This is a genomic window from Stenotrophomonas sp. RIT309 (assembly GCF_000632045.1).
Taxonomy (GTDB): domain Bacteria; phylum Pseudomonadota; class Gammaproteobacteria; order Xanthomonadales; family Xanthomonadaceae; genus Stenotrophomonas; species Stenotrophomonas indicatrix.
This window is the reverse complement of sequence record NZ_JFYS01000003.1, coordinates 156,421-176,431: the sequence shown is the minus strand read 5'-3', so window position 1 is coordinate 176,431 and position 20,011 is coordinate 156,421. Positions and strand designations below refer to the sequence as shown.

Sequence of the window (20,011 nt, the reverse complement as noted above, 5' to 3'; positions counted from 1 at the left end):
GGGCAAGCGGGACCGTTGGCGCCATGGGCCAGGCGCATGCGCCTGGCGGGTTGGGCAGGACGCCCAACCCAGGTCTTGCCGTGTGCGCAGGATAGCGCACACGAGCAAGGCGCCATCGAGCCCCCATGGATGGGTTCACGGCGTGTCCCGCTTGCCCCCGCCCACCAGCCCAGATCATCAAACCCAGGCAGCCGACGCTCCCAGCCGTTGCCGTTGCCGTTGCCGTTGCCGTTGCTGTTGCTGTTGCTGTTGCTGTTGCTCTCAGCGCAACGCGACGCCGCGGCGTCGCAAAAAAAAACCTACACCAACACCAGCTCGATGCAATCCACCGGGCACGGTGGAATACACAACTCGCACCCCGTGCACAGATCGGCAATCACCGTGTGCATGTACTTTGCCCCGCCGACGATCGCATCCACCGGGCACGCCTGTATGCACTTGGTGCAACCGATGCAGTCAGCCTCCACGATCAACGCCACCTGCGGCGGCTTGTGCTCGCCCCGGCTGCGATCGAACGGCAACGCCGGCACACCCAGCACCTGCGCCAACGCCCGCGCACCGGCATCGCCGCCGGGCGGACAACGATCCACGCCAGCCTCCCCACGTGCCATCGCCTGCGCGTACGGGCGACAGCCGTCGTAACCGCATTGCCCGCATTGGGTCTGCGGCAGCAAGCGGTCCAGGCGTTCGGTCAGGGGCGGAATCAGGCTCATGCGTGGCGAAGGCTGCGCGTTGGGTTACTTCAGGGGTTTGCCGCGGTACCAGCGCTCGTGCGCCAGGGCCAGCATCGGGCGATCCTCCGCGCTGTCACCGTAGGCATGGATGCGTGTGTAACGTGACAGGTCGAACTGGCGGCGGATGTGCTCAACCTTGCGCGGACCACAATCGCCACCGGCGTAGCGGCCGGTCAGGCGTCCGCTTTCGCTTTCCAGCCGATTGCAGATCAGCTGCAGGCCCAGTTGTTCGCACCACGGCCGCAGGTACAGGTCCAGTGAACCGGACACCACCACCACGGTGTGCTGCTGCTCCTTGTGCCAACGGATCTGCTCCAGCATTTCCGGGCGCACGACATCGGGCAGGAACTCGCGGGAGAAGCCCGCAGCCAGCGTCTCGATGTCATCGGCGTGGCGCTCGCTGAAGGTCAACCGGGTCACCCGTGCGCGGATGCGCTCGGCGGAGATCAGTTTCAGCTTGTAGGCCAGCAGCCACGGGCCGACTTTCCACCAGGCCTGTGCCAGCTGTTCGGCGGTGGCGACCCGGCGCAGGAAGCGGCCATAGGTGTCGCAGGTGGTGACAGTGTGGTCGAAGTCGAACAGCGCCAGTTCCAACGCAGCATCTCCCATCACGGTACCTCCCTTCGCGGTGCTCATGACCGGGCGCGGCCAGGGCCGCGCCCGTACTGCATCAACGAACCGGCATGCCCGGCTGCGCGCCGCTGTCGGCGTCCAGCAGCGCCAGCGCGCCGCCATCGAAACCGGCCGACAGGATCATGCCTTCGCTCAGGCCGAAGCGCATCTTGCGCGGTGCCAGGTTGGCGATGAACACCACGCTGCGGCCGACCAGCGCTTCCGGCTCGCCGTAGCTGGCGCGGATGCCGGAGAAGATCTGGCGCTTGCCGAGGTCGCCGGCATCCAGTTCGAAACGCAGCAGCTTGTCCGAGCCTTCCACGAACTCGCACACCAGCACCTTGCCGATGCGCAGGTCGAGCTTGGCGAAGTCGTCGATGCCGATGTAGGCCGGCGCGTCGGCGCTCTTTGCTTCGTCCTTGGCCACCACCGGTGCGGCAGGCTTGCTTGCTTCAACCTTGGCAGCGGGGGCGGCGGTGGTCAGGGTGTCCTTGGAGGCGTCGATCATGGCGTCAATCTTCTTCGGGTCGATACGGGTGAACAGCGGGGTGTAGTCGGTGATGCGGTGGCCCAGCAGCGGCTGCGCCAGCTCGGTCCAGTCATTCACCGGCGCGGCCAGGAAGGCCTCGGCCTGCGCCGCGGTGGCTGGCAGCACCGGCTTCAGGGCGGTGACCAGTACGCGGAACAGGTTCAGGCCCTGGCTGCAGACCGCCTGCAGCTGCGCGTCGGCGCCTTCCTGCTTGGCGATCACCCACGGCTTGACGTCGTCGATGTAGCGGTTGGCTTCATCGGCCAGGGTCATGGTCAGGCGGATCGCCGCGGCCGGGTCGTTGCGCTCGTATGCCTCACGGATCGGCGCCAGGCCATCGACGAAGCGCTGGTACTGCGCCGCGTCGGGCAGCTGCGCGGCCAACTGGCCATCGAAGCGCTTGCTGATGAAACCGGCGCAGCGGCTGGCGAGGTTGACGAACTTGCCGACCAGATCGGCGTTGACGCGCGCGATGAAGTCGCCCAGGTTCAGGTCGAGGTCGTCGACGCCACCACCGGACTTGGCGGCGAAGTAGTAACGCAGTGCCTCCGGCTCCAGGCCGGCATCGAGGAACGTGCGCGCCATCACGAAGGTGCCGCGCGACTTGCTCATCTTCGCGCCATCGACGGTCAGGTAGCCGTTGACGTGCAGGCGGGTCGGCGCGCGGTGGCCGGTGCCGTGCAGCACCGCCGGCCAGAACAGGCCATGGAAATTGACGATGTCCTTGCCGAGGAAATGATGCAGCTCGGTGCTGGTGCCGGCGCGCAGGTGCGCTTCGAAGTCCTCGCCGATCCTGCTGCACAGGGTCTGGAAGCTGGACAGGTAGCCGATCGGCGCGTCCAGCCAGACGTAGAAGTACTTACCCGGCTGGCCGGGAATCTCGAAACCGAAGTACGGCGCATCGCGCGAGATGTCCCACGCACGCAGGCCGCCTTCGGCGTTGAGCCATTCACCCAGCTTGGCCTTCACGCCCGGCAGGGCGACATCGCCGGCCAGCCAGTCGCGCAGGAAGCCGTCGAAGTGGCCGACCTCGAAGAAGAAGTGCTCCGAATCGCGCATTTCCGGGGTTGCCCCGGAGATCACCGAGCGCGGCTCCTTCAGGTCGGTCGGCGCATAGGTGGCGCCGCAGACCTCGCAGTTGTCGCCGTACTGGTCGGCGCTGCCGCAGTTCGGGCAGATGCCCTTGACGTAGCGGTCGGGCAGGAACATGCCCTTGGCCGGGTCGTAGAACTGCGCCACCGAACGGCGGCTGATGTGGCCGGCCGCTTCCAGCTTCAGGTAGAACGCTTCGGTCAGCGCCTTGTTGGCGGCGGAATTGGTCGAGTCGTAATGGTCGAAGGCGACGCCGAAAGCGGCGAAATCGCGCTCGTGGCTGGCCTGGATGTTGGCGATGAAGGTTTCCGGGGTGACCCCGGCCTTTTCCGCAGCCAGCATGATCGGCGTGCCGTGGGTGTCGTCGGCGCACACGAACCAGGCCTTGCCGCCACTCATTCGACGCGCCCGCACCCAGATGTCAGCCTGGATGTAGCCGACCAGGTGGCCCAGGTGCAGCGGGCCGTTGGCGTAGGGCAGGGCGGTGGTGACGAGCGCGGTACGGGTCATGGTCACGGGGTGCAGCCAGGGGGAACCGGGGATTATCGCATGCCCGCAACGCGGTGACCCGGCCGGAGCCGGGTCACCAGGGCATTGCCGGGGCCGTGACGCTTACTCGCGGACCCAGGTCTGCGCGCGGCAGATGAAGGCGATGCAGCCGGACACGTCCAGCTTGCCGCCACCCGGCTGCAGCTCGATCTTCGAGCGATAGGTCTTGCCGTTGGCCGGGTCGAGGATGGTGCCACCGGACCACTTGCTGGTGGTGCCCTTGTCCTGGCTCAGGTTCCAGAGGATGGTCATGCCCTTCACCGGCTTGTTCTTGTTGGCGCCCTCGCAACCATCGCAGACCGGGTTCGGGCCCTTGTCCGAGTGCAGGATCTCGACCACCTTGCCGGACAGCGTGCCGTTGGCGGCCTGGCTGATCTCGACGATCGACTTCACCTTGCCGGTCTTGTCGTCGATGGTCTTCCAGCGGCCGGCGGCACTGTCGGCGGCCTGCGCGGAGAGCGCGGCCAGGCACAGCGGCAGCGCCAGCAGCAGGGTCTTGAAGGTCTTGCGCATGGTCCCCTCCCAGGGTTCATTCCGGCACGATGCCGGTACGGGTCGACTGTATACCCATTCGGCGGGGTATGGGGAAGGGGGGTGTTGGCCGGGTTGCACCCGGCACCCGCAACTGCAACTGCAACGGCAACGGCAACGGCAACAGCAACAGCGTGCATTCCGTGGGATGGCGGGGTGGGTCCGGTTGCGGGGGACGCCGTAAACCCATCCATGGGGGCTTGGCCGCGGCATCCATGCCGCGGACACCCCCGCAACCGGACCCACCCCGCCTTCGACAGATTTTCGCGATCTGCCGGAATGGCATTGCCTGCTCTTGGTGGGTGTCGACCTTGGTCGACACGCAGATCCATGCCATGCGTGGATGAATTTCCGCGATTGAAAATCGCTCAACCGGTCTCGTACAGCTCCAGCGGCAGGTCGTCGGGGTCGGCGAAGAAGGTGAAGCGGCGGCCGGTGTATTCGTCCACGCGGATCGGTTCGCATTCCACGCCGTGGCGGGCCAGGCGTTCGACGAAGGGTTCCAGCGCGGCTACCCGGAACGCGAGATGGCGCAGGCCCTGGGCTTCGGGGCGGCTGGGCCGTGCGGGGGGCGAGGGGAAGGAGAACAGCTCCAGCTGGCCGCCATCGGGCAGGGCCAGGTCCAGTTTCCACGAGTCGCGTGCCGCGCGGTGGTTCTCGGCCAGTATGCGCAGGCCCAGCACGCGCACGTAGAAGTCTTTCGAGCGGGCGTAGTCGCTGCAGATCAGTGCGGCATGGTGGATGCCCAGCAGGCCGGTGGTCGTGGTGGTCATTGCAGGGTGTCCAGCCAGCGCTGGGCGATCTTCAGCGCCAGCGGATAGGGTTCGGGGGCGTTGCGGTTGCTCAGCACGATGACTGTCAGGTGCTTGTCCGGATAGCGCAGGATCACGTTGCGGAAGCCGATGCTCTCGCCGCTGTGCCAGTGCATGCGGCCGTTCAGGCGCCAGCCGAAGCCGTAGTGCGGTACGTCCGCTTCGGTGGTGGCGGTGGCCGGGCTGAACATGGCCTTGCGTGATGCGGCCGACAGCAGGCGGTCGTCGTACAGGGCCGCGTCCCAGCGGGCGAGGTCGTCCAGCGAGGAGTAGATGCCACCATCGCCGAGCACGGCGCTGGTGGTGCTCTGGTCAGTACGTTGCCAACGTCCGTCAACTTCGCTGTAGCCATAGGCACGCTGCGCGACCTGGTCGATCCCGTCCTGGTGGGCCACGGTGTGCGCCATGCCCAGCGGCTGGAAAATGCGCTGCTGCAGGAAGCTGGCAAAGTCGCTGCCGGCGGCGCGGCCGACGATCAGCGCCAGCAGTGCGTAGCCGCTGTTGCTGTAGCGGTACTGGCTGCCGGGTGCGAAGGCGAGTCGATCTTCGCGGGCCAACAGCGCCAGCACATCGGTGTCGTGCACCTGCCGGGTGTCGGCAGGGTCGATCAGGTCTTCGTAGTCCAGCAGGCCGCTGGTGTGCGACAGCAGCTGGCGCAGGGTGATGCCGAAAGCAGCGGGCGGCAGCTCCGGCAGCCAGCGCCGCGCGGGCTGGTCCAGCGCCAGGCGGCCGTCCTCGACCAGCAACAGCACCGCCGCAGCGGTGAACTGCTTGCTGACCGAGGCCAGGCGGAAGTTGCTGGCCGGCGTCACTGGGCTGCCATCTTCAACCACGGCCAGGCCGTAGCCGCGACGGAACACCGGCTGCCCGTCGTGCAGCACCAGCACCGCTGCGCCCGGCACCTGGCCGTCGTAGGTCTGCATCAGTCCATCGATGCCTGCATCCGGCGGTGCCAGCGGTGCAGCCGCCAACGCTATCGACGGCAGCAGAGCGAGAACCGTGGCACACAGCAGGGCGGCAGGGCGCATCGCAGCTCCGTGGCGGTCAGGGCGCGGGCGCAGGCGTTGCAGCGGCCGGCTGCGCCAGCCAGCGTTCGATCTTGTGGTCCAGTACATCCAGCGGCATCGAACCGTCCTTCAGCACTTCGGCATGGAAGCGGCGCAGGTCGAACGCAGCGCCCTGGCGTGCCTTGGCCTTGTCGCGCAGGGCGATGATCGTGGTCAGGCCGGCGACGTTGGACAGCGCCTGGCCAGGCTGGGCCATGATCCGTTCCACTTCCGCGTTGGCATCGTCAGCGCTCATGTCCACGGTTTTCTGCAGATAGGTCACGGCCTGCTGCTTGCTCCAGCCCTGCGCATGCACGCCGGTATCGGCGACCACGCGCGCGGCGCGCAGCAGGCGCGAATACAGATAGCCGATGCGGTCGTACGGATCGGTGTACGCGCCGAGCTCATCGCCCAGGGTTTCCGCGTACAGGCCCCAGCCTTCGACGAAGGCGAGGTCACCGCCGAGGCGGCGGAAGCGCGGCAGCTTGGTCAGTTCCTGCTGCAGCCCCAGCTGCACATGGTGGCCGGGAATGGCTTCGTGCAGGTACTGCACCGGCACGTTCCAGCGCTTGCGGCTGGGCAGGTCGCGGGTGTTGACGAACAGCACGCCGGGTTGTCCCGGCGGCGACGGCTGGTAGGAGGCTGCGGCGGCGGTCATGGCACGCTCCGGTTCCACTGCACGGATCTGCAGCGGCGCCTTCGGCAGGGTGTCCAGTACCTGCGGCAGGCGTGCATCGACCTGCTGCTGCACCTGCCGGTAACGGTTGAGCAGCGCGTTGGCATCGCTGTACTGGAACTGGCGGTCGTTGCGCATGCTGCGCAGCAGCTTGGCCTGCGAACTGCGCAGCTTGCCGTCGCGCATCACCGTGGTGATCTGCGCCTGCAGCTCCTGCACACGCTGCTCGCCCAGCGCATGCAGCTGCGCGGCGGTCTGCTGGCTGGCGGTGGTCTGCACGATCAGGTTGGCGTACCAGGCCTGGCCGTCGGGAAGTGCGCCAAGGCCGCTGCTGCTGCGCGTGGCAGGCAGGTATTCGGTGGCGATGAAGCCACGCAGGGCACGGTAGGCCGGCATGATGCGCAGTTCGATCATGCGCTTGTACTCGGCGCTGATGCGCGCCTTGTCCTCGGCGGAGATGGACTCGGGCATGGTCCGGATCGGCGACCAGAAGATGCTCTCTTCGGCGGTCGGCTTGATCACCGCGTCCAGCTGCGGCAGTACCTTTTCCATCAGGTCGCGCGGCTGCACCACGCCGGCCTTCATGCCCTGGCGCATGTTGTCGATGGCCTGCTCGAACAGGTCGGGGATGCCCAGCGAGCGTCGCGACCAGGTGTCGTAGTCCTTGGCCGTATTGAACGGCTGTGCGCCAGCACCGGCGCCGAGGATGGCCATGATGCTGCCGACGTTGTAGTACTGGCTGATCGGCATCATCCAGCTCGGATAACGTTCGGCGGCCAGCGAAGCGCGGGCATCACGCACGAAGATCTCGTAGCTGAGCAGGTCCTGCCCCTGCAGGCCGTCGCTGCCGATCTTCTCGACCTTGCCCAGCCATTCGGTGGTGAAGTCGTGCGATTGCTGGCGCCACGCGGCAGAAAGGATGTTGGGCAGCTGGTCGTTGTAGCGCGGCTCGCCCTGGAAGGTGGCCTGCAGCGGGTTCAACCGCATGGAGGCATCCCAGTATTCGTCGTACAGCCGCTCCAGCTGCACCTGCTTGGGCACCGCACGGGCAGGGGCGACCGGGCGCGGCGCGGCGCGGCGCGCCGAACTGCCGCGGGCGGGCGTGGTGGCACGTGTGCCGGCGCGGGCCTTCGGCTTGGCCGCCTGGCGGGTCTGCGCGGCGGCGGGGCGGCTGCCCTTCTTCTTCGCTGCTTCGGCCGGCGGAACGGCGCTGAACAGGAACAACGCGGCGATGGCGGCGGCCAGGACGCGGGGGGAATACGGCATCAAGAAGCTTCCGTGGAACACAGACCGTGGAGCTTGCACGATCCGCGCGCGTACGGCCAGCGTGGGGGCGCAGTCAGCTTGCGCGTCGCTGGGGCTTCAGTCAGCCGCGGCCGCAGCGCGCAGGTCGGCGGCGCGGTGTTCGCCCAGATAGCGGGTGATTGCACGCCGCATCAGGTACAGCAACGGAATCAGGGCGATCGCAAAGCCCATCTTGTAGACGTAGTTGACACTGCTCACTGCCAGGAACAGCGATGTCGGCCAGTGCTGCGGGCCAAGCACGAAGGCGATCCAGATCACCACGAAGCTGTCCACCAGCTGCGAGACCGCGGTGGAACCCGTTGCACGCAGCCATACATGGCGCTCGCCGGTTGCCTGGCGGATGCGGTGGAACACCGCCACGTCGATCAACTGGCCGAACAGGAACGCCACCAGCGAACCGGCGATGGTCCACATGCCCTGTCCGAACACCGCCGCGAACGCGGCCTGGTAATCGGGCACGCCGTGGGCATCCATCGAGGTTACCCACCAGCTGGCCGGTGCCAGCGAGATCGCCGCGAAGGCGAACAAGAAACCGTAGGCGATCAGCACCACCGCCAGCCACGAGATGAAACGCACCCCGCGCTTGCCGAAGAATTCGTTGATGGTGTCGGTCATGATGAACACCACCGGCCACAGCAGCGTGCCGGCGGTGAAGCTCAACGAGCCGGTCTGGCCGAACAGGTTCCAGTTCAGCGGGTCGATGCCGAGGGTGTCTTCCAGGGCGAAGATCTTCACCCCGATCAGTTCGGCCAGCACCGCGTTGCCGCAGAAGAACGCAGCCAGCACGATGAACAGCAGGACCGCGCGGTCCTGCAGCGGGCGCGCGTGCGACGCCTCGCTCATTCGGAACGATCGCCGGCGCGGGTGAACGGAACGCTGGCTGGTGCCACTGCACCGCCGGAAATGATGAAGCTCATCGCCTGGTCCACCGTCCAGTCGGTCGGGGTGAGCAGTTCGACAGGCACGATCTCCAGATAGCCGGAGGTCGGGTTCGGCGTGGTCGGCACATAGACGGCCGCCAGTTCGCGGTCGGTGCCCTGTTCCTTGATGACCCGGGTGACCAGGCCCACCGACTTCATGTCGCGGTGCGGGAAGTCGATCAACACCACGCGCTGGGTACTGCCCGGTTCGGTCTGCAGCATGTCCAGCAGCTTCTTGGCGCTGTCATAGATGATGCTGGCCAGCGGAATGCGCTTGATGACCGCGCCGACCCAGCGCAGCAGGCGCTGGCCGACCACGCGGCGGCTGGCCACGCCCACCGCCAGGATCACCAGCAGGGTGGCCAGCAGGGCAATGGTGTTCTGGATCCATTCGGCGCGGACCCAGCCGAGGTAATGCGGGAAGCTGGTAGCGATCTGTTCGGACAGCGGCACCACCAGCGGGCTGGAGATGCCCGACAGCAGCACGAACACGAATTTGACCACCACCCAGGTCAGCCAGATCGGCAACAGGGTCAGCAGGCCGGTCAGGAACAGGCGCTGCAGGGAGGGACGGGGAACCAGGGCGGGGGCATCGAGCGACATGCGCGCATTGTAGCGGTCGCGGTCGCTCGTTTACGCTGCCCGTTGGCGGCGCTGGCCATGCAGGGAAGGGATGCTGTGTTGAGGATGCTGCGGTGGTTGGGCTGGGCAATGCTGGGTCTGCTGGTGATCGCCATCGCGGCATGGCTGCTGTCGAGGTTCTGGCCGTTGTCGGCCGCCCAGCGGGAGGATGTCCGCCTGCTTGAAGCCGCGCATCGCAGCGAGGGCAGGAACGGCTTCGCCCTGCTGTGGACGCTGCCCTTCGATGGGCTGGACCTGGCCCAGCGTGAGGCGGCATTGGCCGAAGATCTGCAGCGCTGGCAGACCGCGCCCGCGCAGGCGTCGCAAGCGTCGGTGCTGGCCGCCAGGCACGCACCGTTGAATCCGGGTCGCTCAGGTCGTTGTGCAGTCGGGCCGGTCGGCTGCCTGGCACAGGTACGCGCTGATCCGCAGCGCTTCGCTGACGCCCACACCGGGCATGCCGGCCTGCATGAGCGACTGGCCCGGATGGCGGACTACGATCGCTTCGATTCCCCGTTCAGGCCCAGCGGAAGCGAGCTGCTGCCTCTGCCGGCCTACGCGCCGCTGCTGGATGGGGCTAGTGCACAGGCATTGGCCTATCTGCAGGGCGATGTTGCCGGTGCCATCGAGGGCAGCTGCAGCGCGGTGCGGTTTGGTCGGCGGTTGATGCGGACCGGCAGCACGCTGATGGACAGCATGATGGGCGCTGCCGTGGTGAGGACCCATGTCGCGTTGCTGGGCGACATGCTGGTCGAGCAATCGCCGGATTACGCGCTGCCCGTCCCCTGCGAGGCGGCGCTGCAGCCACTGGACGCGAACGAACAGAGCCTGTGCCAGGCAATGCAGGGCGAATTTGCGATGAACAAGGCGGCGGTGGAAGCGTCCACGCAGACAGCAGGCAGCCGTCTGTTGCTGGATCGCGACCACACCCTGGCCCGAATCGCCGGCAATTTCGGCTGGGCATGCCGGCCTGCTGCAGCCACGGCGCTGGCGGCCGACGTCCCGCTCCCTGCGTCGCCACCACTCGGATGGGATGTGCGCTGCATGGCCAATCCGCTGGGATGCACATTGAGTGCCATCGCCGGGCCGTCCTATGCGCCGTACGCGGCGCGCAGCCAGGATACGGCGGCGATGATCCGCCTGCTCGGCGCGCAGCGCTGGCTGCGGCAGCAGCCCGGGCCCGCCGACGAGTCGCTGGCGCGGTTGCCGGCGCAATGGCGTTCGGACGCCCGCACGCCCGAGGTGTCTGCCGATGGCCGCTACCTGCAGCTGCTGCGGCGCGGACCTGCGCGCGAAGGGGAAGGCCCGCATCTGTCGATGCCGTTGCGGGTGGATTGACCCGCACTCAGCTGCCGTCGCCGAGCGGATTGAACGCCCAGCCATCACCGACGCTGTCCAGCGTCCAGTGCTTGCGGTCACGCAGGGTCTGCCAGCGCACCTGTTCCTTGTCGTCCTGCATGCTGCCTTCGGTCAGCTTCACCTTGCCGGTGGAGTAGTTCACGCTGAGGCCCTCGGTCTGCCCGGAATTGCGCATCATCGTGTCGCGGTCGTAGCCGATCAGCGCGAAGTTGCCTTCCTGCCAGCGGAACGTGAACGTGGTGGTGCCCATCGACCAGCTGCCCGCGCTGGAGAACGAGTACAACCCAACCCGCAGTGCGCCGCGCTGGATCGACACGCCGGTGCCTTCGGCCAGCGCATCGCTGAGCACGGGCGAGTCCGGCCGTGGAATGAGCGTGTGGTTCTGCGCGGCCAGCACGTAGCCGGACGGTCGCGCGAAGGCGATGGCGAGGATGCGCGGGTTGCTGTCATACGGCGAAGGGCCAAACCCATCGTGTTCGATGATGTTGCGCGGGTCCTGCTGGCGCAGCACCAGCGCGAGGTCTGCGCGCCCGTCCTGGTCGAGGTCGCCTTCGATCCTGTATTCCAGCGTCCAGCCGGCAGGTACGAAACCCTCGGCCGTGGCGGCGTGCGCGGGCACGGCGGGATAGCGCACCGGCGGCACGTCCAGTGCAGTGGCGGCGAAGGGCAGGGCGGTCAGTGCCGCAGCAAGGAAGAAAAGGCGCATTGCAGCCTCCATGGCAGGGCTGCAGAGGATAGCCGGGCGTGCGCCGGCCCGCTTTACCGTGCGTGTGGCTTCAGGCGCACATAGACCTGCTTGCGTACCTGCGCGACCACCTCGCCAGCTTCGTCGACCACGTCGTTGCTGAACCAGCGCAGCACTTTTTCGCCACCAGCCGCCGCCGTGCGCAGTTCATCCAGCAGTGCATCGTCGATGCGGAAAGACGTGCGCACCGTTCCACGACCGGGCTTGAGGAAATCGATCGCACCGGCGCGATCCCAGACGTAATAGTCGCGGCCCAGGGTGTGCATCAGGCCCAGCATCCAGAACGGATCGGTCATCGCAAACAGGCTGCCACCGAAGTGGGTGCCGACGTAGTTGCGGTTCCAGGGGCGCAGGCGCAGTTCCACGTCGATCTGCCGGTAGTCCGGGGTGATCCTGGTGACATGGATGCCGGTGAACAGGAACGGTGGCCACAGGTTGATGCCGAAGCGGAACGTGCTGGCTTTCATGCGGGAACCGGGCAGGAGACGGGACGCCCAGTTTAACCATTCGCATGCGTATGTTGTAGCCCGCGGCGCCCCGACAGGCCTGCCCGGCGCTATGGCTCGGGCGTGCCGCCGTCGATCACGTAGCCGTCGCGGCCATTGTCCTTGGCCCGGTACAGCGCGTTGTCGGCGCCTTCGACGAAATGATGCGGTTGCAGGTCGCCGTCAGGCACACGGGTGTAGACGCCGATGGTCAGGGTGACGCCTGTGTCGCTGCCATCGCCGGGCGGCGGCAGGGCGCGGATGCAGGAGATCAGGTCTTCGATCACCTGCCGCGCGCCTTCAACCGGGGTGTCGGGCAACACCAGTGCGAACTCGTCGCCGCCGTAGCGGGCAGCCATGTCACGGGGGCGCCGGGCATGCGCCTGGATCAGGCGGGCCACTTCGCACAGCACGCGATCGCCGACCTGGTGGCCATGACGATCGTTGTGGTGCTTGAAGTGGTCGACGTCGATCAGGGCCAGGGTCAGTGGCTTGCCACTGCGGCGTGCCGCATCGCATTCCTGTTGCAGCGACTGTTCGAAGCGCAGGCGGTTGCCCAGTCCGGTCAGCGCATCACGGTTGGCCTGGCGGTGCCAGGAGGCGATGCGCCAGGTCGCCCACGCCGTCAGCACCAGCACGACGCCGAGCAGGGCGCTGGCCGGCGCCCACCAGAGGCTGCCGGTGCGCAGCAGCAGCCAGCTCAGCAGCGGCGCGGCCGGCAGCGAGCACAGCGCAACCACCCAGGGCAGGCGCAGCCCGAGCAGCAGCACGCACATGGCCACCAGCAGGCCGGCCAGGGCGTCCTGCCAGGCGCGGGGCAACACGTTGATCTGCTTGTCCTGCAGCAGCATCGAGGCGATGTTGGCCTGGTACTCGCTGCCGCTCATCCAGTATTCGCGGGTGGTGGGTGTCAACAGGCGGAGGGCGATGCCGCTGGCCGTCATGCCCACCACGATGCGCCTGCCACGCAGCATCGAGGCATCCACGCGCCCTTCCAGCACATCGGCGTAGGACACCTGCGGCAAGCGTTCCGGTGGCCCGGCATAACGCACGCGCACGTAATCATTGCGGCGCCATTGATAGGGCGAGTCCAGCGCCGGGTCGGGATCGGGCAGGCCCTGTGCGCGTTGCGGCGGCAGGCCGGTCAACGCCAGGCCGAGTGCCGGCCAGTGCGCCTGGCCGATGCCGGCGTGCAGGTAGGCCCCGCGGGCGACACCATCGCCGTCGACTTCAACGTCACTGTGGCCGAGGGCGGCGGCGCTGGCGGCAATCAGCGGGATCGGCAGCATTTCCTCGGCCATGCGGTCGCCAGCGGCAGGCGCGGCCAGCACCGGCAGCACCACGTGGCCGTTGCGACGGATCGCCGCTGCCAGCTCGGCATCCTGGCGCGCATCGCGACGATCGGGCTCGGACAGCATGAGGTCCAGCGCGACGCGCTCGGCACCGGCGTCGGTCAAGCGGTCCAGCAGGCGGGCATGCATCGAGCGCGGCCACGGCCACTGGCCCAGCTGCTGCAGGCTGCCTTCGTCGATGGCCACGATCAGCACGCTGGGGTCGGGGCGGTAATCCCAGCTGCCGACCATCAGGTCGTACGCGCTTTCGTCCTGCCGCCACAGCCACTGGCCATGGCTGACCACCGCCGTCGCTACACCCGCCAGCAGGGCCAGCAGGATCCGTCGCGACCACGGCAGCGGCGAGCGCCTCACAGCAACAGCCACAGCAGCAGGGCACCACCACTGGCGCCGTAGCACAGGCGACACGGCAGCTTGACCTGCTGGGCGGGCGAGAACGGGCCAGCATGGCCGTCGTCATCGATGTACTGCACGCGGATGTGCAGCGTGCCGCGCCACGGGCGCTTGAAACTGACCTGCGGTTGGTCGACGGTGGTATCGAGCAGCGGCGCGCTGAAGTCGCCGCGGCGATCGACCTGCACGCGGTAGCGCTGCCCGTCGCTTCCCGCCTGCCAGCGCAGGGTCAGCTCGCCATCGGTGGCTTCGGGCGGCTGCAGTGCCGGGTCCACCGGTTCATCGGTCAGTTGCAGCGTCAGTGCCTGGCCGTAGCGACCCTGGTGGCCCTGGTCATCACGCGAAGCGACCCGCCAGTAGTACTGGCCGGGAGGCAGCGGCTGGCCCAGGCGCAGGTCGGTGCCGCCGGTGCTCTGCTCGCGCAGCGGCTGCAGGAACTGCGGCTCGTCGGCCACCTGCAGCACGCTGCTGCTGGCACCGGGCGCCTGGCTCCAGTGGAAGCGGGGACGGTCGCTGTTGACCGCCTGTCCCTGCAGCGGGGAAATGGTCAGCGGCGGTGGCGGCTGGTCGTCGAGGACGAAATCCTCGCTGGCATCCAGGCCTTCCACACCCTGTGCATCCACTGCGCGCAGCAGCAGGCGCAGCGTCCCTGGCGGCAGCTCGCCGATCAGCAGCCGGGTGTCGGCGGTGTCGGCGGCAAACAACAGGATTTCCGGGGTGGCGGCCAGCACCACTTCGACCCGGTAGTGATCGGCGCCGGTCACCGGCTCCCACGCGAGCTGGGCCGGCAGGGCTCCCAGGCGGGTCGCATCGGCACGCAGGCGCGGTGCCGGCAGCAAACCGGAAACCGCTTCGGGCGCCGTTCCGCTGCCCGCGCTGCGGCTGGCCTGGCCGGGGTGCACCAGACGCTGGCCATGCGGGTTGCCGACCTGCACCTTGCCCTCCAGTACCTCGGTGGCACCGGCATGGGCGTCATCGCCGGCACTGACCCGGAACACGGTGCCGCGCACGCTGCTGGTGGCCGTAGGGGCATCGATGATGTAGCGCGAGGCGGGCCCGCGCGCAGGGGTGACCCGGTTGCTGGCGCGCCCCTGCTGCAGGCGCAGGCGGGTATCGACCATGCCGGTGCGGCCATAGCGGCTGAGCTGGTCCAGGCGCAGGCGTGAGTATTCGCGCAGCTGCAAACGCGACGCATCGGCGAACTCAAGGGTGATGCTGGAATCGGCCTTGGTCTGGATCGCGTCACCGATGTGCAGCTGTTCGCCTGCGCGCACGGCGCGGCTGCTGCTGCCATCGGCCGCGCTCAGTTCAACCTGCCCACGCACGGCCAGTACCCGCGCCGGGGCGGGCTCAACGCGCAGCCAGCCGATCGGAAAGCGCAGCAGTTCACCCGGCGGCAGCCGGTACGGGTTGTCGATGCGGTTGTGCTGCTGCAGCTGCTGCCAGCCGATGCTGGGCTTGAGGTAGGCCGCGCCGAGATCCCACAGGGTATCGCCGGGGCGGACCCGGTAGTTCCAGTCCTGCGCGCCGGCGAGCGCCGGCCACAGGCAGAGGGCACACAGCAGTGTGTGCAGGAAATACTTGATGAAAGACGACGAGCGGCCAACGGTCACGGATAGCTGTCCCGGCAAAGCGGGGGCGCAGCAGCAAGACCCCATGGCCCCGACCTCATCCCCCCGAACGGATCGTGGCGACCCTGGGGGCCACCATCGCGGGCATTATTGCCCGCGTTCAGTGCAGGGATTCTGAACGATGCCGGTGCCGTTCAGAACAGCAGGGAGGCCATCCGGCGCCGCGAACGGCCGACCAGGTCTTCATCGGCGATGACGTTGAACGCATCGATCAGGGCCTTGCGCGGCAGTCCTTCCTGGAAACTGCGGTCGATCCGCAGCATCTCCAGGAACTGTTCCAGCGCAGCTTCGTCCTCGCCGGCCAGCAGCAGCTGCACACCCCGCAGGTGGCGTGCCTGCAGATCCTTGCCGTCGGCAGCGATGCGCGCATCCAGCTCCTCGGCGGGCGGGGCATCCTTCAGCGCGGCGGCGAAGGAGAGCCGGGCGCGGCCACGCACGGCGCGGTCGTCGGTGGCCAGGTTGGCGGGCAGGGCATCGATCAGGGTAGCGGCCTCGTCCACGCCGCCGACCTGCAGCAGCGCCAGGGCCAGGTCGAGCTTCAGCTCATCCTTGTCCGGCTCGGCGGCGATCTGCGCGCGCAGCACGTCGACCTGCGCCTGCGGGTCCAGCGGCGCTTCGTCTTCGGCGATGGTGTCGCCGACGTCAGCCGGCACAACGCCGTGCTGGGCCAGGAATTCACGCAGCTGGCCTTCCGGCAGGGCGCCGGGGAAACCGTCCACCAGCTGTCCACCCTTGACCAGGAACACGGTGGGCACCGAACGGATCTGGAAGGCCGCCGCGATCTGCTGTTCCTTGTCCACGTCGACCTTGGCCAGCTCGAACGCGCCGTTGTATTCGCCGGCCAGCTTCTCCAGCATCGGGCCGAGGGTCTTGCACGGTTCGCACCAGGTCGCCCAGAAATCCACCAGGACCGGCGTCTGCAGCGACTTCTGCAGCACTTCCGCCTCGAAGGTGGCAGTGGTGGCATCGAATACGTAGGTCGTCTCGGTCATGGGGCATCGTTCGGCATCTGGAGACCGATTCTATGGTGACGAACCTTGCCGGTCTCAACCCTGCGGTCACGCCCCCCATGAAATCGCGGACGGCTTGGCGCAGGTGCCGGCTGCCGTGACAATGGGCTGATGTTCTCCTGAAGAGTGGCTGCAATGTCCGTGGTTCGGCTGGATCGTTGGGTAGGCATGCTCGCCGCAGCCCTGTTCGTGCTGTCGGTGGCCGGCTTCGGCGCGGCCCTGCCGGACTATTCGCAGGCGATGCATCCGGTGACCTGGCTGGGCGCGCACGGCATCCCCCATGCGCTGGGCTTCAACCTGCTGGGCCTGGTGCTGCCGGGTGCACTGGCGGTGGTCGTGGCCGAGCGCCTGCGCCGGCAGCTGCCGGTGGACGCCGCCTGGACGGCACGCGTGGGCAGCCAGATGCTGCTGCTGGCCGGTCTCGCCTTCATCGCGATGGGCCTGCTGCCGCTGGATTTCGAAGACCAGATGGGCATGCAGGGCCCTGCCAGCAAGCTGCACGCCAGCGTGTGGATGGTCTGGGCACTGGCCTTTGTCGCCGGCAGCGTGATGCTGGGCGCGGCGCGGCTGTGGCATTCCGGCGGGCGCAGGCTGGGCCTGCTGACGCTGGCCTGCGGAATCGGTGCCGGTCTGCTGGCGTTCGGCTTGCCGGGGGTACTGCCGGCGGCGCTGGCGCAGCGGTTGGCCTTTGCCTGCTGGGCGCTATGGCTGGCCCTGGCCCTGCCTCTGTCGCGCGGGCGCTGAGACGCTTCCCGCAGCCGCGCCGCGCGCCGGTCCGGCAGGCAGGATTGGAGCCATTTGCCGCACTGCGGTACGCTGTACCGCTTTGCCGCCGCAACCGCGTGTTACATGACCAGCGTCGAACCCAACGTTTACGATCCGCAGCAGGTTGAATCCGCCGCCCAGCAGTACTGGGATGCTACCCGTGCCTTCGAGGTCGATGAAGCCTCGGACAAGCCGAAGTACTACTGCCTGTCGATGCTTCCGTATCCGTCCGGTGCGCTGCACATGGGCCACGTGCGCAACTACACGATCGGCGACGTGATCAGCCGCTACAAGCGCATGACCGGCCACAACGTCCTGCAGCCGATGGGCTGGGACGCGTTCGGCCTGCCAGCAGAAAACGCCGCGATCAAGAACAAGACCGCGCCGGCCGCCTGGACCTACAAGAACATCGACCACATGCGCAGCCAGCTGAAGTCGCTGGGCTATGCCATCGACTGGTCGCGCGAGTTCGCCACCTGCCGCCCGGACTATTACGTCCACGAGCAGCGCATGTTCACCCGCCTGATGCGCAAGGGCCTGGCCTACCGCCGCAACGCGGTGGTGAACTGGGACCCGGTCGACCAGACCGTGCTGGCCAACGAACAGGTCATCGACGGCCGTGGCTGGCGCTCCGGCGCGTTGGTGGAAAAGCGTGAGATCCCGCAGTGGTTCCTGCGCATCACCGACTACGCCCAGGAACTGCTGGACGGCCTGGATGAACTGGACGGCTGGCCGGACTCGGTCAAGACCATGCAGCGCAACTGGATCGGTCGTTCCGAAGGCCTGGAAATCCAGTTCGATGTGCGCGACGTCGATGGCGCCGCACTGGATCCGCTGCGCGTGTTCACCACCCGCCCGGATACCGTGATGGGCGTGACCTTCGTGTCGATCGCCGGCGAACACCCGCTGGCGTTGCATGCCGCGAAGAACAATCCGGAACTGGCTGCGCTGCTGTCGGAAATGAAGCAGGGCGGCGTGTCCGAGGCCGAGCTGGAGACCCAGGAAAAGCGCGGCATGGATACCGGCCTGCGCGCCGTGCATCCGGTTACTGGTGCCCAGGTGCCGGTGTGGGTCGCCAACTTCGTGCTGATGGGCTATGGCACCGGCGCGGTGATGGCCGTACCGGGCCACGACCAGCGCGACAATGAATTCGCCAACAAGTACAACCTGCCGATCCGCCAGGTCATCGCGCTGAAGTCGCTGCGCAAGGACGAGAGCGCCTACGACGCGACGCGCTGGCAGGACTGGTACGGCGACAAGACCCGCGAGACCGAACTGGTCAACTCCGACGAGTTCGACGGCCTGGACTTCCAGGGCGCCTTCGAAGCGCTGGCCGAGCGTTTCGAGCGCAAGGCCCAGGGCCAGCGCCGGGTGAACTACCGTCTGCGCGACTGGGGCGTGAGCCGCCAGCGCTACTGGGGTTGCCCGATCCCGGTGATCTACTGCGACAAGTGTGGCGCGGTGCCGGTGCCGGAAGACCAGCTGCCGGTGGTGCTGCCTGAAGACGTCAACTTCGTCGGCACCGGTTCGCCGATCAAGGCCGATCCGGAATGGCGCAAGACCACCTGCCCGGACTGCGGCGGCGCGGCCGAGCGTGAGACCGACACCTTCGACACCTTCATGGAGTCGAGCTGGTACTACGCCCGCTACACCTCGCCGGGCGCCCGCGATGCGGTCGACAAGCGTGGCAACTACTGGCTGCCGGTGGACCAGTACATCGGTGGCATCGAGCACGCGATCCTGCACCTGATGTATTTCCGCTTCTACCACAAGCTGCTGCGCGACGCGCGGATGGTGGACAGCAACGAGCCGGCGCGGAACCTGCTGTGCCAGGGCATGGTGATCGCCGAGACCTACTATCGCCCGAACCCGGACGGCTCGAAGGACTGGATCAACCCGGCCGATGTGGAAGTGCAGCGCGACGAGCGCGGCCGCATCACCGGCGCCACCCTGATCGCCGACGGTCAGCCGGTGGTGGTCGGTGGTACCGAGAAGATGTCCAAGTCGAAGAACAACGGCGTGGACCCGCAGGCGATGGTCGGCAAGTACGGTGCCGACACCGTGCGTCTGTTCTCGATGTTCGCGGCACCGCCGGAACAGTCGCTGGAATGGAACGAAGCCGGCGTGGACGGCATGGCCCGTTTCCTGCGCCGCCTGTGGGCACAGGTGCAGAAGCACGCTGCCGACGGTGCCGCACCGGCGCTCGACGCGGCTGCACTGGATGCCAGCCAGAAGGCCCTGCGCCGCAAGACCCACGAGACCATCGGCAAGGTCGGTGACGACTACGGCCGTCGTCACAGCTTCAACACCGCCATTGCCGCGGTGATGGAGCTGATGAACGCGCTGGCCAAGTTCGAGGACGGCAGCGAGCAGGGGCGCGCCGTGCGCCAGGAAGCGCTGCAGGCCATCGTGCTGCTGCTCAACCCGATCACCCCGCACGCCAGCCATGCCCTGTGGCAGGTGCTGGGCCATGGCGAAACGCTGCTGGAAGACCAGCCGTTCCCGCAGGCCGACAGCAGTGCGCTGGTTCGCGACGCGCTGACCCTGGCCGTACAGGTCAATGGCAAGCTGCGCGGCACGATCGAGGTCGCCGCCGATGCCGCGCGCGAACAGGTTGAAGCGCTGGCGCTGGCCGAGCCGAACGCGGCCAAGTTCCTGGAAGGCCTGACGGTGCGCAAGATCATCATCGTCCCCGGCAAGATCGTGAACATCGTCGCTGCCTGATGTACCTGGCACCGGCCGCCATCGTGGCGGTCGGTGCGTTGTCGCCACGCCGGGCACGCCCGGCCGATGGCCCTGCGTTCACGCGGCCTCGGGCACCCTGTCTGTTGCCGTGATCGCCCG

The 20,011-nt window shown here is 67.7% G+C and carries 17 protein-coding genes; 3 read left to right on the top strand and 14 right to left on the bottom strand.

The window, feature by feature from the left end; genetic code table 11:
* Positions 1-299 precede the first annotated feature (299 nt).
* The 9 genes from rnfB to BW38_RS17165 all read right to left on the bottom strand — a co-directional run bounded on the left by rnfB (position 300) and on the right by BW38_RS17165 (position 9,409).
* A complete protein-coding gene (gene rnfB, locus BW38_RS17125; RefSeq protein ID WP_032952130.1) occupies positions 300-713 on the bottom strand; it encodes an Rnf electron transport complex subunit RnfB in 414 nt (137 codons plus the stop codon).
* Positions 714-737: 24 nt separating this feature from the next.
* Positions 738-1,328, bottom strand: coding sequence for an HAD family hydrolase (locus BW38_RS17130; protein WP_025879084.1), 591 nt, complete (start codon positions 1,326-1,328; stop codon positions 738-740).
* 76 nt (positions 1,329-1,404) lie between these two features.
* Complete coding sequence (gene metG, locus BW38_RS17135) at positions 1,405-3,477, bottom strand: methionine--tRNA ligase (protein WP_032975075.1); 2,073 nt, start codon at positions 3,475-3,477, stop codon at positions 1,405-1,407.
* 102 nt (positions 3,478-3,579) lie between these two features.
* A complete protein-coding gene (locus BW38_RS17140; protein ID WP_025879086.1) occupies positions 3,580-4,029 on the bottom strand; it encodes a DUF2147 domain-containing protein in 450 nt (149 codons plus the stop codon).
* Positions 4,030-4,415: 386 nt separating this feature from the next.
* Entirely contained in the window at positions 4,416-4,820 is a 405-nt protein-coding gene (locus BW38_RS17145) for a VOC family protein (RefSeq protein WP_032975068.1), read from the bottom strand.
* Positions 4,817-5,887, bottom strand: a complete 1,071-nt coding sequence (locus BW38_RS17150) for a serine hydrolase domain-containing protein (RefSeq protein WP_032975067.1) — start codon at positions 5,885-5,887, stop codon at positions 4,817-4,819. The genes BW38_RS17145 and BW38_RS17150 overlap by 4 nt, the downstream gene beginning before the upstream one ends.
* A gap of 16 nt (positions 5,888-5,903) precedes the next feature.
* Positions 5,904-7,847: a DUF885 family protein gene (locus BW38_RS17155; protein ID WP_032975066.1), complete on the bottom strand. Its 1,944-nt coding sequence runs from the start codon at positions 7,845-7,847 to the stop codon at positions 5,904-5,906.
* 96 nt (positions 7,848-7,943) lie between these two features.
* Complete coding sequence (locus BW38_RS17160; protein WP_025879090.1) at positions 7,944-8,729, bottom strand: queuosine precursor transporter; 786 nt, start codon at positions 8,727-8,729, stop codon at positions 7,944-7,946.
* Positions 8,726-9,409 carry a DUF502 domain-containing protein gene (locus tag BW38_RS17165; protein ID WP_032975065.1) on the bottom strand — a complete coding sequence of 228 codons (684 nt, stop codon included), beginning with the start codon at positions 9,407-9,409 and terminating at the stop codon, positions 8,726-8,728. The genes BW38_RS17160 and BW38_RS17165 overlap by 4 nt, the downstream gene beginning before the upstream one ends.
* A gap of 84 nt (positions 9,410-9,493) precedes the next feature.
* On the opposite strand from BW38_RS17165, the gene BW38_RS17170 reads away from it, so the two are divergent.
* Positions 9,494-10,765 carry a hypothetical protein gene (locus BW38_RS17170; RefSeq protein WP_235189892.1) on the top strand — a complete coding sequence of 424 codons (1,272 nt, stop codon included), beginning with the start codon at positions 9,494-9,496 and terminating at the stop codon, positions 10,763-10,765.
* Positions 10,766-10,772: 7 nt separating this feature from the next.
* On the opposite strand, the gene BW38_RS17175 is transcribed toward BW38_RS17170, so the two are convergent.
* The 5 genes from BW38_RS17175 to trxA form a co-directional block, all read right to left on the bottom strand.
* On the bottom strand, positions 10,773-11,492 hold the full coding sequence (locus tag BW38_RS17175; protein ID WP_025879092.1) for a hypothetical protein: 720 nt from the start codon (positions 11,490-11,492) through the stop codon (positions 10,773-10,775).
* 53 nt (positions 11,493-11,545) lie between these two features.
* Entirely contained in the window at positions 11,546-11,998 is a 453-nt protein-coding gene (locus BW38_RS17180) for a DUF4442 domain-containing protein (protein WP_032975063.1), read from the bottom strand.
* Positions 11,999-12,087: 89 nt separating this feature from the next.
* The gene (locus tag BW38_RS17185; RefSeq protein ID WP_032975062.1) at positions 12,088-13,722 is read right to left on the bottom strand and encodes a CHASE2 domain-containing protein; all 1,635 of its coding nucleotides are present in this window, start codon (positions 13,720-13,722) and stop codon (positions 12,088-12,090) included.
* Entirely contained in the window at positions 13,719-15,419 is a 1,701-nt protein-coding gene (locus BW38_RS17190; protein ID WP_032975061.1) for a FecR domain-containing protein, read from the bottom strand. Before BW38_RS17190 ends, BW38_RS17185 begins: the two co-directional genes overlap by 4 nt.
* Positions 15,420-15,526: 107 nt before the next feature.
* Complete coding sequence (gene trxA, locus BW38_RS17195; protein ID WP_032975060.1) at positions 15,527-16,384, bottom strand: thioredoxin; 858 nt, start codon at positions 16,382-16,384, stop codon at positions 15,527-15,529.
* Positions 16,385-16,537: 153 nt separating this feature from the next.
* Here trxA and BW38_RS17200 point away from each other — a divergent pair, with 153 nt between their 5' ends.
* Together BW38_RS17200 and leuS are read left to right on the top strand one after the other, a co-directional pair.
* On the top strand, positions 16,538-17,146 hold the full coding sequence (locus tag BW38_RS17200; protein WP_032975059.1) for a DUF998 domain-containing protein: 609 nt from the start codon (positions 16,538-16,540) through the stop codon (positions 17,144-17,146).
* A 105-nt stretch (positions 17,147-17,251) separates the two neighbouring features.
* The gene (gene leuS, locus BW38_RS17205; protein ID WP_025879299.1) at positions 17,252-19,891 is read left to right on the top strand and encodes a leucine--tRNA ligase; all 2,640 of its coding nucleotides are present in this window, start codon (positions 17,252-17,254) and stop codon (positions 19,889-19,891) included.
* Positions 19,892-20,011 lie beyond the last annotated feature (120 nt).